The organism is Cellulosimicrobium sp. BMG9.23 (assembly GCF_059159985.1).
Genome location: NZ_JBZGBZ010000006.1, coordinates 53436 through 69277, shown reverse-complemented (window position 1 = coordinate 69277; position 15842 = coordinate 53436). Strand labels below are relative to the sequence as shown.

Here is a 15842-nt window from a genome sequence, read left to right as displayed (position 1 = left end):
GGCGCTCTTCGTCGTTCCGTCGTCCGTCACCGGGGGGTCGCTCGTCCGCGGCCGCTCAGTGCAGGTCGCTAACCACTCAGTGCGCGCCCACGGCGCGCGCCCGCTGGACGGCGGCCTCGACCCCCTCGGTCCATGGGTTCCCGTGACCTGGCAGGAGCGTCGTCGCGCCCGTGTCGACGAGGCGGTCCAGGGACGCGAGCGCCTGCGCGCTGTCGGCGGTCGCCGCGCCGGCGATGATCTGCGGCCCACGCTTCCCGGTGTAGGGGTCGAGCGTGACGAGCGCGTCACCCGTGAGCAGGACGTCGCGCCCGGGCAGGTGCAGCGCGCAGTGCCCGGCCGTGTGGCCGGGACTGAAGACGACGCGGGGCGAGCCCGGCACGGGCAACGTCGAACCGGGCGGCGCGTGCCGCAGCCCCCGCACGCCCGGCACCCGCAGGGCACCCGCCGCCGTCATGGACGCGAGGATGCGCACTGCTGCCGGGTAGCGCAGCGGATAGAGCGCGCGGACGTTCTCGTGCGCGTACCGGTACGGGTGGGCGGCGATCTCGGAGTCGTCGTCGTGGAGCCAGATCGGCACGTCGAGCCTCGACTGCGCCCTCGCCGCCGAGCCCGTGTGGTCGAAGTGGGCGTGCGTGAGGACGACGGCTGCGACGTCGGACGGGCGGTGTCCGAGCTCCCGCAGCGCGTGCCCGAGCAGGTCCCACGCCGCGGGGAGCCCGGTGTCGACGACGAGGACCCGCCCGTCGTCGTCGGCGACGAGGTAGACGTTGACATAGGCGTGCTCGAGCCGGTGCACACGGTCCGCGACCTCGGTGAGCACGGTCCCTCCCTCGTCGTCCGTCGGCAGGACCGGCTCACCGTAGGCACGCCGGCCCGCGCTCGCGCGCTGCGACCTTGCTCACGATCGGGGCCCGGAGGTGGAGCGCTTCCCGAGCCGCTTGTTTGAATGTTCAACCGTCCGCGCGGATGCCGCCCCGGACACTCGTGCCCCCGGCTCTGTCGGGCGCCTCCCTCTTCCTGATTGTGTGCTGTGCCTCTCCCTGCCCTGAAGCGCCCTCGTCCTGCTCTCGACCGTCCTGCTCTCGACCGACCTCTCCCACCGACGGCCTCTGACCGGTCCCCGTGGCGCGCGCTGCGCCACCGGTCGATGCGCTGGTGGTCCGGCGCGAACCTCGTGTCGAACGCGGGCGCCTGGATGCAGCTCACCGTCCAGAACCTGCTCGTCCTGCAGATCACCGGGTCGGCCGCCGTCACCGGCCTCTCGCTCGCCGTCCAGGCCGCCCCCGCTCTGCTCCTCGGGGTCGCGGGCGGCGCCGTCGTCGACCGGTGGCCGCGCAAGCTGACAGCCACGCTCAGCCAGGCGGTGCTCGGCGTCGTCGCCCTGACGACGGCGGGGCTCGTCGCGCTCGACCTGCTCAGCCTCCCCGTCCTCCTCGCCCTCGCTGCCGTCACCGGCCTCGTCGCGACCGTCGACGGGCCCGCCACCGCGCTCCTCGGCAACGATCTCGTCCCCGTCGAGGACGTCCCGTCCGCCATCGGGATCGGCTCGGTGGTGCACAGCGCCGGCCGGCTCGTGGGCGTCGCGCTCGCAGGTGGCGCCGTGGCGGTGGCCGGACCGGCGGTGGCCTACGTCGCCAACGGCGTGGCCCTGCTCGGCGTGGCGCTCGTCGTGCCGTTCCTCGTGCTGCACCCCGACGCCGGGCGAGCCGTCGCACCACCGCGTGCCGAGGTGGACGTGCCGACCGCGGGCCCGGTCGTCGGACCGGTCGTCGGACCGGTCGTCGGGCCGACCGCGGTCGTGCGTCCTGCCTCCGGCGACGAGGACCGCGGGGCCGTGCCCTACTTCTTCGGCCGGCCCCGGCTGGTCGCGCTCCTGGTGGTCACGGCCGTCAGCGCCGTCCTCGGGCGCAACTACACCCTCACCCTCGCCGTCCTCGTCACGGGTGCGCTCGCCGGCGGTGCGCAGGAGTTCGGCACGGTGTCGACCGTTCTCGCCGTCGGCGGGATCCTCGGGGCCGTGCTCGCCGGACGGCTCCGGCGCCCGACGGTGCGCCTGGTCGCCCTGCTCGCCGCGGCGGGCGCACTCCTCCAGGTCGTCGCCGGCCTCGCCCCGACCCTGACGGTCCTCCTGCTCGTCGTCGGGCCGATGGCCGTGGTCGAGTCGATCTCGGACACCGCGGGGACCACCGTCCTGCAGACCGACCCGCCGCCGCACCTGCGGGGACGCGTGCTCGGGGTCTGGCGGACCGCCAGCACCACGTGGGGCCTCGCGGGGCCTCCGCTGCTCGGGCTGCTCATGGAGGTCCTCGGTGCACGCGGCGCACTCGTGGCGGGCGGTCTCGTCGTGGTCGGCGTGGTCGGCGCGGGTGCCCTGCACCGTCGGCTCAGCACGTCAAGGCGCACGACCGGGGCCCCTCGTGAGACCAGACCTGCACCCGTGCCGGTGACGCCCCACGAGGCCGGACCAGCACGCCTGCCGGAGCCCCACGTCGACCCCGCACCGGAGCCCGTGCTCGTCCCGGCCTGAGCCGTCCGCGTCACGGACAGCGAGGAAGTCATGCCCGCGAGAGCCGCACCTCGGCGCGCAGGCCTCCGAGCGGCGACTCTCCCAGCGTCACGTCGTCACCGTGCGCCCGGGCGGTCTCGCGGGCGATCGCCAGCCCGAGGCCCGTGCCGCCCGCGTCGCGTTCACGCGCCTCGTCGAGCCGGGTGAAGCGTTCGAAGACGCGCTCGCGGTCGGCCACGGCGATGCCCGGTCCGTCGTCGTCCACGACGAGGCTCCCGGGCGCAGCCGTCACCCGGACCCGGGACGTGGCGTGGCGGACGGCGTTGTCGACCAGGTTGCGCAGGATCCGCGCGACGGCGGCCCGGTCGCCCCGGGCGGTCGCCGAGCCGTGGGCGTCGACCGTCACCGTGACGGGAGGGTGCCCCTGCTCCCCCGGCGGCCGCTCCCCCGACACCGCGACCGACACCGCGACGACCTCGCGCGCGAGCGTGCCGAGGTCGAGGTCCTCGTCGACGACGGGCAGCGCGCCGAGCCGCGCGAGGACGAGGAGGTCGTCGACGAGCGCCTGCAGACGCCGCACCTCGTCCTCGAGCTCGACCGCGAGCTCGTTCCCGGGGTACGCCGCAGGGTGCAGCCGCGCGACCTCGATGCTCGCGCGCAGCGCCGCCACGGGAGAACGCAGCTCGTGCGCCGCGTCCGCGACGAACGACCGCTGCCGCGCGGCGGCCGCCTGCAGGCTGTCGAGCATCGCGTTCAGCGTGCGGGCGAGCGCCCCCAGCTCGTCGTCGGCCTTCGGCACCGGGAGCGCGCCCGGACCTCCCGAGCGGGCGATGGCGTCGGCGCCCCGCCGCAGCTCCTCCACCGGAGACAGGGCCCGCCCCAGCACCGTCCAGATCACCGCCGCCGCCACGAGCGTGAGCAGCGGCACGACGACGGCGAGCGAGACGCGCAGCGCGCGCACCACCCCTTCCACCTCCTGCAGCGGCATGCTCGCCACGGCGGTGGCGCCGTCCGTCCCGGGGGCGGGCGCCACCGCGACTCGCGCCGCGGCGTCGTAGGCGCTGCGGTCCGTGCCGACGACGCGCACGTCCTCCGCGGCACCGTCCGTCGCGACGGCCTCGGCGCGCAGCGTCGAGACCTCGTCGGCCGGCAGGACCGGCAGGGTCCGGCTCGCCGACGCCGAGGACGCCAGGACGTCGCCCGCCGGCCCGAGGAGCTGGACGACCTCCCCCGGCTCGGAGACCGGCAGGACGTCCGGCACCTGGTCGCTCGTCGCGAGCCGGGCGACCAGGAGCGCGCGCTCGCGGGCGATGTCGTCGAGCGCGGCGACGCGGCCCCCCGACACCACCGAGGACAGGGCGAGCGCACCGACCGCGAGCGCCGCCGCGACGAGCACCGACGCCAGCGCGGTGAGCCGGGCGCGCAACGACCAGTTCCGCACAGGCGTCACCGCCCCTCGCGACCGGTCACGGCGCGACGGGACCGGGTGCCGCGGACGTCGCGGACGTCGCAGGCGCCGCGGCCAGCACCAAGCGGTACCCGGCGCCGCGGACCGTCTCGATGACCGTCTGGCCGAGCTTGCGCCGCAGGTAGCCGACGTAGACCTCGACGACGTTGAGCCCGTCCCCTGCCGCGTCCCAGACGTGGTCGCGCAGCTCGCCCTTGCTGAGGACCTGACCCGGCCGGCGCATGAAGTACTCGAGGAGCGCGAACTCGCGCGCGGTGGTCACGACCTCGTAGCCGCGCTGGGTCACGACGCGTGTCGCCGGGTCCAGGGAGAGGTCGCCGACCGTGAGCACCGCCGGTCGCGGCTGCGGCCCGCGCCGCACGAGGGCCCGCACGCGTGCGACGAGCTCCACGAACGAGAACGGCTTCGTGAGGTAGTCGTCGGCGCCGAGGTCGAGACCGTCGGCGATGTCGTACTCGCCGTCCTTGGCGCTGAGGATGAGCACGGGCGTCCAGACCTGGAGCTCGCGGAGCCGGGCGACGACGTCGTACCCGTTGAGGCCGGGCAGCATGATGTCGACGAGGACGGCGTCGAACTCGCCGGACGCGGCGAGCGCGAGACCTCGCCGCCCGTCGAGCGCGACGTCGACGGCGAACCCCTCGGCCAGCAGGCCGCGCCGCAGCGCGCGGGCGACGCCCCGCTCGTCCTCGACCACCAGCACTCGCACGTCGACAGCATGGCACCCTGCTCGACGCTCCCGCGCGCCGGACGCGGTCCCGGGCACGTCACTCTCTCAGCGTGGCCTCAGGTGCCGTGTGCGACGGTGACGCCATGGCTGCCGAACCCGTCCCCACGTCCCCTCGCGAGTCCGCCCACGGACCGTCCCGTCGTGCGCGCTGGGCGGTGCCGGTCGTGGTCGCCGCGGTCGTCGCCGGAGCGTTCGCGGCGCCCGCGCTCATCGCGTCCGCAGACTCCGACCTGCCCGAGCTCACGCCCGCCGACCTGCTGACGAAGGTCGCGGAGGCGGACCCGGTCCCGTTGTCCGGGACCGTGGTCCACACCGCACGGCTGGGTCTGCCCGACCTGCCGCTCGAGGAGCTGCAGGGCGCGAGCCCGCTCGACCTGCTGGGCGGCAGCTCGACCGTGCGACTGTGGTCCGACGGCGAGGACCGCTCGCGCGCCGCGCTGCTCGGCGACCTGTCGGAGTTCTCCGTCGTCCGGGACGGGGCCGAGGCCTGGACGTACTCGAGCCGCGACGACGAGGTCGTGCACTACACGGTCGCCCCCGACGACCTCGCGGCGTACGAGGAGCTCGACGAGGCCGCACGCGAGGGTGCGGCTCCCGACGTCGCGGGCGACCTGCCGACGCCCGCGCAGGCGGCCGACGCCCTGGTCGCCTACGCGGCGCTCTCGACCGACCTGTCGGTCGGCTCGGCCACCGAGGTCGCGGGCCGCGACGCCTACCAGCTCGGTCTCGTGCCGCGCACCGACGGCACCCTCGTGGAGCGCGTCCTCGTCGCGGTCGACGCGGAGACCTTCACGCCGCTGCGGGTGCAGGTGTGGAGCACGCAGGACACGCAGACGCCCGCGCTCGAGATCGGCTTCACCGACGTGTCGTTCGCGACGCCGGACGACGCCGTCTTCGACTTCGCCGCGCCCGCCGGGGCGACCACGAGCGAGGTCGAGGTCCCGCTGCCCGACCCGGCCGACCACCCGTCGACGGACCCCGAGGCGCTCAAGGTGGCGCCCGAGGGCGTCTCGGTGAGCGGCACCGGCTGGGAGACAGTCGTCTCGGTCGAGGGCGTCGACATCGCCGGCCTGCTCGCCGGCGACCCCGCCTCGGCGGCCGCGCTCCCCGGTGCCGAGCGCAGCCTCGGCTCCGCCGGCGCCCAGGACCTGTACGACGAGCTCGTCGGGGAGGACGGGGCCGCGCCCGGCCTGCCGGAGATCGATGCCGCCGCGCTCTACGAGCAGCTGACCGAGGAGGTCCCCGAGGGGCGGCTGCTCTCCTCGGCGCTCCTCTCGGTGCTGGTGACCGACGACGGCCGCGTCCTCGTCGGGGCCGTGCCCCCCGAGGTGCTGCGCGACCTCGCATGACGAGCACGACCAGCTCGACGAGCCCGGCGAGCGCTGCCGCCGAGGAGCACCTCGCGGTGCGCACGCGCGGCCTGACCAAGCGCTTCCGTTCCGGTCAGGTCGCGGTGGACGGGGTCGACCTCGCGGTGCCGCGCGGCGCCGTCTACGGCTTCCTCGGGCCGAACGGCTCGGGCAAGACGACGACGCTGCGCATGGTGCTGGGACTGGTCGCCCCGACCTCGGGCACGGCCGCGCTCCTCGGGGAGCCGATGCCCGCGGCCGGGCCGCGCGTCCTGCCCCGGGTCGGCGCGCTCGTCGAGGGCCCGGGATTCCACCCCTACCTGTCCGGGCGCGCGAATCTCGACCGGCTCGACGCCGTGGACGCGACCGCCGACCCCCGGACCCGCGACCGCCGGGCCGCCGCGGCCCTCGACCGAGTGGGGCTCACGGCGGCAGCGCGCAAACCGTTCCGCCAGTACTCGCTCGGGATGAAGCAGCGCCTCGGGCTGGCCGCGGCCCTGCTGCGGCCGCGCGAGCTGCTGGTCCTGGACGAGCCGACCAACGGGCTGGACCCGCAGGGCACGCGCGAGGTGCGCCACCTCCTGCGCGAGCTGGCCGACGCCGGCACGACCGTCCTCGTCTCGTCGCACCTCCTCGGGGAGGTCGAGCAGGTGTGCACGCACGTCGGCGTCATGAGCCGCGGTCGGCTCCTCGTCCAGGGGCCGCCCCAGGAACTCGCCGCCGACGGCGAGGCGACGGTCGTCGTCAGCACCACGCGTGCGTGCGTCGAGGGCGCGGCCCGGCTCCTCGGGGACCTCGGCCTGGTCGACGTGCAGGCCGAGGGGACGGCGTTGTCCGCGCGCCTGGGCATGGTCGCGCCGGAGAAGATCTCGGCCGCGATGGTCGGCGCGGGGCTGGACCTCGTCGGGCTCGAGGTCCGCCGGCCGAGCCTGGAGAACCTGTTCGTCGAGCTGACCGGGGAGGGTTTCGATGTCGCTCGCTGAGGTGGAGACCGGCGCGGAGCCCGCGACGTCGCCCGGCCGGACCCGCGGCGCGTTCGGGCGGCTGCTCGCCAGCGAGCTGCGGCTCGTCCTGGGCCGGCGACGCAATATCGTCCTGCTCGTCGGGCTCGCCCTCGTGCCCGTGCTGATCGGCACCGTGGTCTTCGTGACCCAGGACACCGCGGTCGGTGCCGGAGGACCGCCGTTCCTCGACCGGGTGACCGGCAACGGCCTGTTCCTCGTGCTCACCGCGCTCGTCGCGTGCCTGCCCCTGCTGCTGCCGCTGGTGGTGGGCATCGTCGCGGGCGACGCGATCGCCGGCGAGGCGCAGGCCGGCACGCTGCGCTACCTCCTGCTCGTCCCCGTGCCCCGCACCCGGCTCCTCGCGGCGAAGGCGCTCGCGGTGCTCGTGTTCGCCGCCTGCACCGTCGTCGCGATCGCCCTGTCCGGGCTCGTCACGGGAGCGGCGTACTTCGGCGTCGGAGAGGTGACCCTGCTGTCGGGAGACACCGTCTCGACCGCCGAGGGTGTGCTGCGGACCGCCGGCATCGTCGCGTACGTCGGACTCTCGCTCACCGGGCTCGTCGCGGTCGGGCTGTTCTTCTCCACGCTCACCGAGGTCCCGGTGGCGGCGATGGCGGCGACCGTCGTCGTCGCGATCGTGTCCGGCGTGCTCGACGCCCTCCCGCAGCTGTCCGCCGTGCACGGCGCGCTCCTCACCCACCACTGGCTCGACGTCGGCGAGCTGCTGCGCGCCGAGATCGACCTCGGGGTGCTCGGCGAGGGTCTCGCCGTCCAGGCGGCGTGGGCAGCGGTCTTCGGCGCGCTCGCCTGGAGCCGGTTCACGACGGCGGACGTGTCGTCCTGAGATGACGGCACGACGGACGCGGTCGGCGCCGGGAGGTCCCTAGCGCCGACCGTGTCCGCACGTGTCCGCACCTGCCCGCACGTGTCGGTGTGGTGACCGTGTCAGCCCTTGACGCAGAGCAGCGTCGTGAGCCGCGCGACGACCTCGACCAGGTCGGACTGTGCCGCGATCACCGCGTCGAGGTCCTTGTACGCGCCGGGGATCTCGTCGAGCACCCCGGCGTCCTTGCGGCACTCCACGCCCGCCGTCTGCACGGCGAGGTCGTCGAGCGTGAAGGTCTTCTTCGCCTTCGTCCGCGACATCCGCCTCCCGGCGCCGTGCGAGGCAGACCAGTACGACTCCGGGTTCCCGAGCCCGCGCACGATGTACGAGCCGGTGCCCATCGACCCCGGGATGAGGCCGAGGTCGCCCGCGCCGGCCCGGATCGCGCCCTTCCGGGTGACCACGAGCTCCTGGCCGTCGACGTGCTCTACCGCGACGTAGTTGTGGTGGACGTTGACGGCCTCCTCGAACGTGACCTCACGGTCGGGGAAGGACACCCGGACCGCGTCGACGACGAGCGTCATCATCACCGCGCGCGACCGCGCCGCGTACTCCTGGGCCCACCACAGGTCCGCGAGGTACGCGTCCATCTCGGGCGTGCCGCCGAGGAAGACTGCCAGCTCGCGGTCGACCAGGCCCTGGTTGTGCCCGAGGCGCTTGGCGATCGCCACGTGCTGCTCGGCGAGCGTCTTGCCGATGTTGCGGGAGCCCGAGTGGAGCTGGAGCCAGACGCGGCCCTCGGTGTCGGAGCACAACTCGGCAAAGTGGTTGCCCGAGCCAAGCGTTCCGAGCTGACGACGGGCACGGATCTCCAGGTCGGAGACCGTGCCGTGCAGGCCGGAGAACCGCGACCAGAAGGCGTCGACGCCTCGACCGACCTCGGCCGGACCGGTCCCGGCGATGGACCGCAGCCGACGCACGTCAACCGGCTCGTCGTGCGCGTGGAAGCCGACGGGGACGGCCGCCTCGATCCGCGAACGGACCGCGCGCAGGTCGTCCGGCAGGTCCTCCACCGTGAGCGAGGTGCGCACGCCGATCATGCCGCAGCCGATGTCGACGCCGACGGCGTTCGGCGAGACCGCGTCGCGCATCGCGATGACCGAGCCGACGGTCGCGCCCTTGCCGAGGTGGACGTCGGGCATCACGCGCACACCCTCGACCCACGGCAGCGCGGCGATGTTGCGCAGCTGCTGGAGTGCCGCGCTCTCGACCTCGTGCTCGTGCGCCCACATGAGGGTGGGCGCCTTCGCGCCGGACAGCGGGACGGGGAACGCGTGGGCCTCGGTGCTCACGGTGATGACCTCCTCGGGTCGTTCATCCCATGGTGCCCGCCGGGTGGCGGGACGGGGTGCGCGCGGAGGGGCTCGAACCCTCGACGCCCGGCCCGGGGGCCGGCGCTCTTCCGCTGAGCTACGTGCGCTGGTGCCCTTCACGTCGGGCAGACGTCGTGACGAGAACACCACGAAGGACGCGACCCGGCCACCGTCACGCATTCACCACGGCCGCGCGGACGATGCACGCACGACGCCGGCAAGAAGGACGATGAATGGTCGCGAGAATGCAATGCCGACCGACGGTCGGCGCACGAAAAAGGCCACCCCGGGAGATTCTCCGGAGCGGCCCGTCGTGTCGACGCGAGGGTCAGACGACGGAGCCACCGGAGGGCTCGAGAGGAGACGTGGAGCGGCGCAGTCGCGACACGCTCAGCAGGACGAGGTTCTGCTCGTCCCGCAGCACGGGACGCTGCTGGTTGTGCTGATGAAATGCGCGCACGGTGCTGTTCCTCTCTCGTCGATCTCCGCACCAGAAGGTCCATCTCTGGATGGACCGAGGAATACCGTACGACATTGACCGACGTCGCACAACCGTTTTTCGAAACTCGTCGAAAAGGACGCCACGAGCAATCCGTTGGGCCGCGTTCCCTCAGGCCCGGCGGCCGACAGCCCCGACCGGTTCCCGCGCGACGGACATCGCCCAGGCGACCAGCGGGACCTGGAGCGGGAGCCGACCCCACGCCACCAGCGGACGACGCGCCCACGAGCGCGCGCCAGGACGCGAGTCGAGGGCCATCTTCACGTTGCCCGGGAAGACCCCGACGAGCAGGGCGGCGCTCGCCGCTCCCCCGAGCCGGCGGGTCTGCGGCAGCGTGAGCGCGACCGCGCACGCGAGCTCGGCCACCCCGCTGCCCACCACCCACGCCCTCGCTGAGCCGAGGGCCTGGGGGATCAGCGGCTCGAAGACCTGCGGGCGGACGAGGTGCAGCACCCCGGAGGAACCGAGGAGGGCGGCGAGACCGGTTGCGGACGCACGACGACGATCCATCCGTCGACGTTATCGGTATGCGGCTCAGACCGCGGCCGCGCAGGACGCCGTCACGGTGGCATCGTTGTCCGTCGGGGCGGCCGGACATGTAGGGGTGTCTGCACTCACTCACTCGATCGGGAGACGAAATGACCGGCACACGACCCCGCGACGACCTCTTGCTCGACTCCGCCCTCGACGCGTCGCGCCCGCCGACACCGCTTGCGCGAGCGATTCCCGACGCGCAGCTCGCGAGCCTCGTCGTGCGTGCACGTCAGGAGGCGCGCCCGGCTTCCGGACTGCGCGCGCGTCGGACACGCGTGGTCACGGCCACCGTGGCGGCCGTGCTCGGGCTCGGCGGCACGGCAGCGGCCGCCGCCGCGGCCGCCGGGGCGGGGTGGTCACCCTGGGCACAGGACCCGGACGTGGTCTTCACCTACACGCTGCCCAGCGGCGCGACGTGCGAGCAGCGCATCGGCGACGTCCGAGGAGCTGACCCGCAGGTGGTGGAGGCTGCGCGAGACCTCTTCCGCAACCAGGACGTCCTCGCCCTGGCCGACGTGGACGGGGAGATCGAGCGCATGCGCCACGACACCGGGCACTCGGCTGTGGACGAGCACGGAGACCTGGTTCCCGCGCCCTACGGGAGCGAGCTCTATCACTCGCCCGACATGGAGCACTCCCTGGCCGTGTCCGCCGCGGTCGGCAAGGTCTTCGAGAGCGAGCTGGAACGGCGCGACGTGGATCTCTCGGGAGACGACGTCACCTACGGCGGTGAGATCCGGTGCCCCGGCGCTCAGTGGTGAACGGACGGCACGACCGTGCCGAGGCGGTCCTGAGCGACGTCCTCTCCTCCTCGGCGCGGGATCTTCTGCGCTACGTGGAGGCACGTATCGGCCAGGACGAGGCGCAGGACACCTTGAGCGAGGTGCTCCTGGTCGCGTGGAGGCGCATCGACGACCTGCCGGACAACGGTCCGGAGGCCCGGCTGTGGCTGTTCGGCATCGCCCGCAACACGCTGCTCAACACGCGGCGCAGTCGCGCGCGGCGCGCGGGTCTCAGCGACCGGCTGCGACAGCACCTCGTCGAACCTGTCGCTCCCTCCCCCGAGACCGGACTTGACGTGCGTGACGCCGTGGCGCGGCTCGAACCCGAGCTCGCCGAGATCGTGCGCCTGGTCCACTGGGACGGCTTCACTCTCGCAGAGACCGCCCGCATCCTCGGGCTCCCCGCCTCGACCACCGCGAGCCGCTACCAGCGCGCGAAGAGGCTGCTGCGCGACGCACTCGGGCACGACGACGCGCCCCTGTCGATGGATCGACGTGGCGGACGAGAGCCCGACGCGGCACCTGGGGCCTTCCTGCGCGCGGCCACCCGCTGAGTCGCCCGTGACGTGGAGGCCGAGCTGCGTCGGCCGGCCTCCACGTCCGGGCCACTGAAGGTCAAGGGTACCTGACAACCCTGCTTGGCACACTTTTCTTCCAGTCCTGGCTCCCTCGGTCGACGGCGCTCGCTGTCGGCGCAGGCCGGTAGGGTTCGGACGTTCCGGACAGACCTCCCGACGCCGACAGACGCGGCGGGGCCGACGACGAGGAGACCGCCTCACCATGATGGGTGCCAACCACGCCGCGACGGGAGCCGCGGCCTGGATCGCGATGACGTCGACGGCCCCGTTCGCCCTCGGGCTGCACCCGGTGTCGTCCGTAGGCGTGATGACCGGGGCGGTCGTGTGTGCGGGCGCCGCGCTCCTCCCGGACGCCGACCACCACAACGGCACCTTCGCCCACTCCCTGCCGCCCGTCAGCGAGTGGGTCTCCGACGCCGTCGAGGCGATCTCCGGAGGCCACCGACAGGGCACGCACTCGTTCCTCGGGATCGCGGTGTTCACAGCGCTCGCCTGGGCCGCGGGGCTCGTGACCGTCGAGACCGAGTCGTTCGGCACGGTGTACGTCGGCGGCGGCATCCTCGCGGTGCTGCTCGTCGCGCTCGCCCTCAAGGCCCTCAAGCTCACGCGCCGCGGGAAGCTCGCGCCGTGGCTCACGTCGCTCACCGTCGCCGCGCTCGTCGCGCTCTTCTCCCCCGAGGAGTGGAACTGGCTGCCCGTCGCCGTCGGGCTCGGCGTGACGGTGCACATCCTCGGCGACGTGCTCACGACGAACGGGGCTCCGCTGCTGTGGCCCGTGAAGCTGCGGTCGCCGCGCTGGGTCCGCCGCTCCTTCCTCGTGGACGACGTCTGGCGGCCCGGCGGCAGCTTCGCCGTCCCGCTCCTCGGCGACACCGGCTCCGTGCGCGAGTGGTTGCTCGCGACGGCGGTCGGGCTCTACGCGGTCGTCGGGTTCACCTGGTCGGCGCTCGACCAGATGGGCTTCGACACGCTCGGCACGTGGGACCGGCTCGTCGAGGCGGTCGAGGCCGCGGTGGCCGTCGCGTTCTGACCGCCCGGAAAAGGCCTTGCCCCGCCGCACCGGACGGTGGCACGGTCTGATCCGAGCCGCCCGCGCCGTCGGGCACGGAGGAGAGGAGGAACGCCATGAGCTGGACGACCCAGTCCCGCGTGTCCACCACCCCCGGGAGCGCCGCACGCCGCTGAGGCGGCCGCCGCCCGCGCCATACCGGCGCCGGGCCGGCACACCGAGCGCTCCTCGCCCGAAGGAGCCACCGTGCCCGAGCACGACCTGTCCGACCCGTACCCGTACCTGCCTCCGACCTTCGCGCGCGACCCCCGCACTCCCCCGCCACGGCGGCTGCGCCGTCGCGACGACGCCGACCAGCCGGCCGGCGAGACCGTCGGCGTGCTCGACGCCGCGCTCGACGCCGACCAGCGGTGGTCGACGTGGCACGCCGTCGAGAAGGGCCAGCGGGGCCCCGATCCCTGCCCCGACTGGGTGGTCACCGCCGACGCGGCCGTCGACACGGACCTGGGTGTCCTCAAGACGGGCAAGGAGGCGGACGTGTTCCTCGTCGAACGCGCCGTTCCCGGAGACCCCGCCCAGCGGTCGCTGCTCGCCGCGAAGCGCTACCGCGACCTCGACCACCGCGCCTTCCGGCGCGACTCCCTCTACACCGAGGACCGGAACGTACGCCGCACGCGTGACCGACGAGCCCTCGACCGCAAGAGCTCCTACGGGCGCCAGGTCGCGGCGGGTCAGTGGGCCGCGGCGGAGTTCGCGGCGCTCGGCGAGCTGTGGTCCGCGGGCGTCCCGGTCCCCTACCCCGTCCAGATCGACGGGAGCGAGATCCTCATGGAGTTCGTCGGGACGAGCGACGGCGACGCGCACGAGGCCGCACCGCGGCTCGCGCGCACGCGGCCCGACCCCGATCTGCTCGCCTCGTGGTGGGACCAGCTGCGCGACGCCATGGCCGTCATGGCCCGGCTCGGCTACGCGCACGGCGACCTGTCGCCGTACAACGTGCTCGCGGACGAGGACCGCCTCGTCGTCATCGACCTCCCGCAGGTCGTGGACCTCGTCGCGAACCCGTTCGGCACCGAGCTCCTGCTGCGCGACTGCCGGACGATGAGCGCGTGGTTCGCCGCGCGCGGGCTCGGCACCGACGCGGACGAGCTGTTCGCGGAGCTCGTCGCCCAGGCGTGGTGAGCCTCGCCTCCGCCCGCGCCGAGCGGCCGCCCGCAGGGTAGAAACGAGGACATGGAGTCCTACGACAGCGACGACGTCCGGGCGTTCCTCACCACGTTCGGGGTGGCGGTGAGCACGGGCGACCTCGACGCCATCGCCGACGGGTACGCCTTCCCCGCGCTCGTCGTGGGCGCGACGTCGTCCCGGCTCGTCCCCGACCCCGACGCCGTGCGCGACGGCGCCCGGGACACCGCGCGAGGACGCAGCGAGCGCGGGCTGGTGGCCGCCGCACCGTACCTCGAGGACGTCGAGGAGATCGGCGACGCACTCCTGTGGGCGCGCGTGCGCTGGAGCTACCGGGACGAGAACGCGAACGAGAAGGAGTCGAGCACCGTGCGCTACCTGCTGCGCCGGGCCCGGGACGGGTTCGAGGTGTGCGTCGTCGTCACGGAGGCGCCCGACGGCGCGTGAGGCCCGGCTCTCAGCAGCCGCCGTCGGGCGCGACCGGCCCCTGTCGCGGCGCCCCGCCCTGCGGGTCCGGCGGGAGGTAGTCCAGGCGCACGCCGGCCGTGACCGGCACGGCGAGCACGGCGGAGTCCCCGGCCGCACGCGACCAGTCGCGGGGGACGAGGAAGTAGGTCCCGCCCGCCTGCTGCACGAGGACGAGACCGTCGTACCGGTACCGGAAGGCGGCGCCCTCCGGAGCGCAGACCAGCGGTTCCACGCCGGGTGCCACGAGCCGCAGGTCCGTCGTGCTGCGCACCACGACGCCGGGGTACCCGGCGAGCTCGGCCTCGAACTGACGGCCGCGGCTCTCCCCGATGTCCGCCGAGTAGTTCGCGACCGCCCAGAAGAGCGCGACCGCCACGAGCGTGAACACAGCCGCCCACTCGGTGAGGCGCGCGGCGACGGACGGTGGACGCCACTCCGGGCGGGAACGACGGAGCGCGTCGCGCCACCTCCTGATGACGGCGACCAGGACCAGGAGCCCGAGCGCGAGGCAGAGCGGCGCGAGCCAGGACGGGACGCCGTCGGCGAGCCCTCGTCCCGGCCAGACGGCCTGGAAGAGCCCGAACCCGACGAGGACCGCTCCGACCACGCCGACGCCGAGGAGCGCGCGCGGATGCAGGCGCCGCTCGCCCGCGCGGACCGAGCCGCCGCGCACCCAGACCGCGACCAGGACGACGACCGCCACCACCGCGAGCGGGAGGAGGAAGCCGTCCTGGGCGAGCACCAGGTAGTCCGTCGACGTGAGCTGGAGGGCCGTGACGTCGACGCCGAAGTACTGGTAGAAGAACATGGCGCGCTGGCGGCCGAAGAAGTAGAGCAGCGCCGTGAGCAGTCCCGCAGGAGCCACGACCTCCGTCACGATCCGTGCGAGACGCGGCACGTCGGTGCTCGGGTCGGCGTCCTCCGATGGCCGGGCGTCGGCCGGGCGGGCAGCGCCGGGGTCCGCCGGAGGACGCTCGGTCACGGCCCGTCGCCCGCCGTGGTGCCGGGGTCCGTGGTGCCGGGGTCCGTGGTGCCGGGATCCGTCGTGCCGGGATCCGTCGTGCCGGGCTCCGTGGTGGTCGCGCTGCAGTCCGCCAGGAGGACGACGGTCGACCATCGCTCGACCGTGAGGTCCTCGCGCCACGCCGGGTCGGAGCCGTCGTAGAGGCAGCCGGGCCCGACGTCGGCGGGGTCCGAGACGACGGTCACGCACAGCTCCCCGCCACAGTTCGCCGTCATCTCGTCGAGGAACCTGGCGCGCACCTCGGCGAATTCGATGCCGATCTGCTGCGCCGCGGTCCCCATCCGGACGGGCGAGCCGCCGGACGCTCCGCCCTGCGCCGGGGGTGCCGCGCCGTCGGTCGCCGTCTCGGTGTCCGGTGCGGGCTTCTCACCGTCCCAGCTGCACGCCGCACCCGCGCACACGACCCCGGCCGTCAGCAGCGCGGTGGTGACGCGACGCGGGGACCGGCGTCGTCCGCCCTGTCCTGTCTCCGTCGACATGGCCCGGTCCTTCCCGTGGTCCTCCTACGAG

Annotated in this window: 17 protein-coding genes and 1 tRNA gene; 9 read left to right on the top strand and 9 right to left on the bottom strand. The window is 74.2% G+C overall.

The genetic code is table 11. From position 1 onward, the window contains the following. Positions 1-76: 76 nt before the first annotated feature. Positions 77-820, bottom strand: a complete 744-nt coding sequence (locus AC4H2G_RS11080; RefSeq protein ID WP_494365823.1) for an MBL fold metallo-hydrolase — start codon at positions 818-820, stop codon at positions 77-79. 210 nt (positions 821-1030) lie between these two features. Between AC4H2G_RS11080 and AC4H2G_RS11075 the strand changes: the two genes are divergently transcribed. Next, on the top strand, positions 1031-2527 hold the full coding sequence (locus tag AC4H2G_RS11075; RefSeq protein ID WP_494365822.1) for an MFS transporter: 1497 nt from the start codon (positions 1031-1033) through the stop codon (positions 2525-2527). Between the two features lie 28 nt (positions 2528-2555). Here AC4H2G_RS11075 and AC4H2G_RS11070 read toward each other — a convergent pair whose 3' ends face one another. Next, complete coding sequence (locus AC4H2G_RS11070; protein ID WP_494365821.1) at positions 2556-3956, bottom strand: sensor histidine kinase; 1401 nt, start codon at positions 3954-3956, stop codon at positions 2556-2558. Positions 3957-3972: 16 nt separating this feature from the next. Continuing rightward, the gene (locus tag AC4H2G_RS11065) at positions 3973-4680 is read right to left on the bottom strand and encodes a response regulator transcription factor (RefSeq protein ID WP_494365820.1); all 708 of its coding nucleotides are present in this window, start codon (positions 4678-4680) and stop codon (positions 3973-3975) included. Between the two features lie 104 nt (positions 4681-4784). Between AC4H2G_RS11065 and AC4H2G_RS11060 the strand changes: the two genes are divergently transcribed. The 3 genes from AC4H2G_RS11060 to AC4H2G_RS11050 are packed head-to-tail and all read left to right on the top strand — an operon-like array spanning position 4785 to position 7898. Then, positions 4785-6050, top strand: coding sequence for a LolA family protein (locus tag AC4H2G_RS11060; RefSeq protein ID WP_494365819.1), 1266 nt, complete (start codon positions 4785-4787; stop codon positions 6048-6050). Beyond that, positions 6047-7033, top strand: a complete 987-nt coding sequence (locus AC4H2G_RS11055; RefSeq protein ID WP_494365818.1) for an ABC transporter ATP-binding protein — start codon at positions 6047-6049, stop codon at positions 7031-7033. Before AC4H2G_RS11060 ends, AC4H2G_RS11055 begins: the two co-directional genes overlap by 4 nt. Further along, positions 7020-7898, top strand: a complete 879-nt coding sequence (locus AC4H2G_RS11050) for a DUF2705 family protein (RefSeq protein ID WP_494365817.1) — start codon at positions 7020-7022, stop codon at positions 7896-7898. Before AC4H2G_RS11055 ends, AC4H2G_RS11050 begins: the two co-directional genes overlap by 14 nt. Before the next feature lie 101 nt (positions 7899-7999). Here the strand turns inward: AC4H2G_RS11050 and AC4H2G_RS11045 are convergent, their stop codons facing one another. From AC4H2G_RS11045 to AC4H2G_RS11030, 4 genes are all read right to left on the bottom strand, one after another. Further along, a complete protein-coding gene (locus tag AC4H2G_RS11045; RefSeq protein ID WP_494366108.1) occupies positions 8000-9172 on the bottom strand; it encodes an RtcB family protein in 1173 nt (390 codons plus the stop codon). Between the two features lie 117 nt (positions 9173-9289). Then, a tRNA-OTHER gene (locus AC4H2G_RS11040) sits at positions 9290-9360 on the bottom strand. A 221-nt stretch (positions 9361-9581) separates the two neighbouring features. Continuing rightward, positions 9582-9713 carry a hypothetical protein gene (locus AC4H2G_RS11035; protein ID WP_494365816.1) on the bottom strand — a complete coding sequence of 44 codons (132 nt, stop codon included), beginning with the start codon at positions 9711-9713 and terminating at the stop codon, positions 9582-9584. A 150-nt stretch (positions 9714-9863) separates the two neighbouring features. Beyond that, the gene (locus AC4H2G_RS11030) at positions 9864-10262 is read right to left on the bottom strand and encodes a DoxX family protein (RefSeq protein WP_494365815.1); all 399 of its coding nucleotides are present in this window, start codon (positions 10260-10262) and stop codon (positions 9864-9866) included. Positions 10263-10390: 128 nt separating this feature from the next. On the opposite strand from AC4H2G_RS11030, the gene AC4H2G_RS11025 reads away from it, so the two are divergent. The 5 genes from AC4H2G_RS11025 (at position 10391) to AC4H2G_RS11005 (ending at position 14287) form a co-directional block, all read left to right on the top strand. Continuing rightward, positions 10391-11047 carry a hypothetical protein gene (locus AC4H2G_RS11025; protein WP_494365814.1) on the top strand — a complete coding sequence of 219 codons (657 nt, stop codon included), beginning with the start codon at positions 10391-10393 and terminating at the stop codon, positions 11045-11047. Then, positions 11026-11622, top strand: coding sequence for an RNA polymerase sigma factor (locus tag AC4H2G_RS11020; RefSeq protein ID WP_494365813.1), 597 nt, complete (start codon positions 11026-11028; stop codon positions 11620-11622). Before AC4H2G_RS11025 ends, AC4H2G_RS11020 begins: the two co-directional genes overlap by 22 nt. Positions 11623-11848: 226 nt before the next feature. Continuing rightward, the gene (locus tag AC4H2G_RS11015; protein ID WP_494365812.1) at positions 11849-12676 is read left to right on the top strand and encodes a metal-dependent hydrolase; all 828 of its coding nucleotides are present in this window, start codon (positions 11849-11851) and stop codon (positions 12674-12676) included. A gap of 225 nt (positions 12677-12901) precedes the next feature. Further along, entirely contained in the window at positions 12902-13837 is a 936-nt protein-coding gene (locus tag AC4H2G_RS11010) for a serine protein kinase RIO (RefSeq protein ID WP_494365811.1), read from the top strand. Between the two features lie 51 nt (positions 13838-13888). After that, positions 13889-14287, top strand: coding sequence for a DUF6841 family protein (locus tag AC4H2G_RS11005; protein WP_494365810.1), 399 nt, complete (start codon positions 13889-13891; stop codon positions 14285-14287). A 10-nt stretch (positions 14288-14297) separates the two neighbouring features. Here the strand turns inward: AC4H2G_RS11005 and AC4H2G_RS11000 are convergent, their stop codons facing one another. Together AC4H2G_RS11000 and AC4H2G_RS10995 are read right to left on the bottom strand one after the other, a co-directional pair. Further along, positions 14298-15290 (bottom strand): hypothetical protein, encoded by a 993-nt coding sequence (locus AC4H2G_RS11000; RefSeq protein WP_494365809.1) that lies wholly within the window; start codon positions 15288-15290, stop codon positions 14298-14300. After that, on the bottom strand, positions 15287-15811 hold the full coding sequence (locus tag AC4H2G_RS10995; RefSeq protein WP_494365808.1) for a hypothetical protein: 525 nt from the start codon (positions 15809-15811) through the stop codon (positions 15287-15289). Before AC4H2G_RS10995 ends, AC4H2G_RS11000 begins: the two co-directional genes overlap by 4 nt. Positions 15812-15842 lie beyond the last annotated feature (31 nt).